Below are 2,342 nucleotides of genomic sequence, written 5' to 3'. Positions count from 1 at the left end.
AAGATGGCGGCCTTCCCGGACGTCAAGATCATCTCCGTGCCCGCCATGCTCTGGGAAGCCAGCAATGCCGGCACCATCGCCGCCGACCAGCTGGTCGCCAATCCCGACATCGACCTGATCTTCTCGCACGCCGCGCACCTCTCGGTGGCCGTGGTCGCGGCGCTCGAATCGGCCGGCAAGCAGCCGGGCGACATCATGCTGATGAGCTCGAACGGTGCCCCCGTCGGCCTCGACCTGATCCGCAAGGGCTGGCTCAACGTCGAAGTCGAGCAGCCGCTCTATGCCCAGGCCGCTGCCGTTGCAGCCTTCATGGACAAGATCGTCAACAAGGCCGAGATCGCACCGGGCCAGTACGACATCATCGGGCTGACCGGCACCGTCACCCATGAGGCCTGGGGCCCCAACATCAAGCTGCCGGGCGCCGCGATCGACAAGTCCAACGTCGACGATCCGAAGTTCTGGGGCAATCTCAAGCCCCCGACCGACACCGTCAAGTCGGTGGAGTAGCCACCTCGGCCGCCCTTCCCCAAGGGAGGGCGGCCGAGCAGGGCCCGGGCCCCGCTCGGGTTCGCCGTGCACTTGGGTGGGGGTGCCTCCACGCGACCGAGCGTGTGACCACCCCCGCCTCGCTCCCTCCCCCACGGAGGCAGACGACGACCAGCTTCCCATCGCCGGAACCAGACAATGAACCCCAGTACCCGCCGCACCCTCGAGTTCGTCCTCGACAACCTCGTCTGGTTCATGCTGCTGTTCGTCCTCGCGGCCTTCTCTCTGTTCGTCCCGAACTACTTCCAGCTCGGCATCTTCGCCAACATCATCGAGGCCTCGAGCGTGCTCGGCGTCATGTCCATCGGGCTGGCGCTGGTGATCATTGCCGGGCACATGGATCTGTCCGTCGAGTCGGTCGCCGCCTTGAGCGCCATGGCCGTCGGCATCCTGTTCTGCTCGGCCGGCATCGGGCTCGGCCTCAAGCTCGATCCGGAATGGCTGATGGTGCCGGTCTCCCTGCTGCTCGGTCTCGTCGTCGGCGGCCTGGTCGGCGCCATCAACGGCTACCTGATCGTCCGGGTGAAGATGAACGCCTTCATCGTGACGCTCGCCAGCTACATCTGGGTGCGCGGCCTTGTGCTCGCCGTCTCGGGCGGCCGTTCGGCGCAGGATCTGGCGCCGGCCATCCGCTGGTTCGGCGTGCAGCGCCTGCTCGGGCTGCCGCTCACGGCCTGGATCGCCATCCTGTGCTTCGTGGCCTTCTCCTTCGTCATGGCGCGAACCCCGTTCGGCCGGCACCTGCTGATGATCGGCGGCAACGAGAACGCCACCTTCCGGGCAGGCATCAAGGTCCAGCGCATCCTCCTCACGGCGTTCGTCCTCGCCGGCGCCGTCGCCGGGCTCTCGGGCTGGCTGCTCGCCATCCGCACGTCTGGCGCCACCGCCAATCTGGGGACGGGCCTGCTCTTCAACGCCTTTGCGGCTGTGGTGATCGGCGGGGTCAGCCTCAAGGGCGGCGTCGGTGCCCTGCCCGGCGTCTATGCCGGCGTGCTGCTGCTTTCATCGATCAACACCGCCATCAACCTCATGGGGCTGCCCGCCAACTTCACCCAGGTCATCCACGGCCTGCTGGTGCTGGCGGCGGTGCTGCTCGACACCCTCAAGCATCAGATCAGGCAGAAACTCGCATGACCGGTCGTCTCGACGGCAAGTCCGCTCTCGTCATCGGCGCCGCCCGCGGCATCGGCAAGGGCATCGCCCAGCGCTTTGCCGAGGAAGGCGCCCGCCTCGTCATCGCCGATACCGAGGTGGCGGCCGGCACCGCCACTGCCGCCGAACTCGGCGCGCGCTTCATCCGCACCGACATCGCCAGTGCAGCCGACGCCGAGGCCGCCGTCGCCCTCGCCGTCGCAAGCCATGGCCGCCTCGACATCCTCGTCCAGAATGCCGGCATCTATCCATGGCAACTGCTCGAGGACACCACCCCGGAAGACTGGGACCGGGTGATGGGCGTCAACCTGCGCGGCAGCTTCATTGCCGCCCGCGCCGCGCTCGCGCCGATGAAGGCGCAGCGCTATGGCCGCATCCTGTTCACCTCCTCGATCACCGGCCCGCACGTCACCAGCCCCGGCCACGGCCATTACTCGGCCACCAAGGCCGGCATCAACGGCCTGATCCGCGCCGCCGCGCTCGAGTTCTCGGGCTATGGCATCACCGTCAACGGCGTCGAGCCCGGCAACATCCTCACCGAGGCGATCCAGTTGCACCGCTCGCCGGCCTTCATCCAGTCGATGGAGGATGCCATCCCCCTCGGCCGGCTCGGCAGCGTCCGCGACGTCGCCAACGCCTTCCTG

3 protein-coding genes are annotated in these 2,342 nt (G+C 67.9%); all 3 read left to right on the top strand.

Annotated elements, in window-relative coordinates:
• The coding region (locus ACE3TU_RS21505; RefSeq protein WP_374627898.1) for a sugar ABC transporter substrate-binding protein at positions 1-507 on the top strand (507 nt) is incomplete at its 5' end.
• Between the two features lie 177 nt (positions 508-684).
• Positions 685-1,680 (top strand): ABC transporter permease, encoded by a 996-nt coding sequence (locus ACE3TU_RS21500; RefSeq protein ID WP_374627897.1) that lies wholly within the window; start codon positions 685-687, stop codon positions 1,678-1,680.
• On the top strand, positions 1,677-2,342 hold a 666-nt coding region (locus tag ACE3TU_RS21495), incomplete at its 3' end, for an SDR family NAD(P)-dependent oxidoreductase (RefSeq protein WP_374627896.1). The genes ACE3TU_RS21500 and ACE3TU_RS21495, both read left to right, overlap by 4 nt.

Origin of the sequence: Devosia sp. (genome assembly GCF_041917035.1) — a bacterium.
Lineage (GTDB): Bacteria > Pseudomonadota > Alphaproteobacteria > Rhizobiales > Devosiaceae > Devosia_A.
The sequence above is the reverse complement of the archived record's forward strand: the minus strand, read 5'-3'. Positions and strand labels throughout refer to the sequence as shown.

Coding starts and splice junctions, on each gene's coding strand:
- ACE3TU_RS21500 (WP_374627897.1), top strand. CDS start 685: ATGAACCCCAGTACCCGCCGCACCCTCGAGTTCGTCCTCGACAACCTC.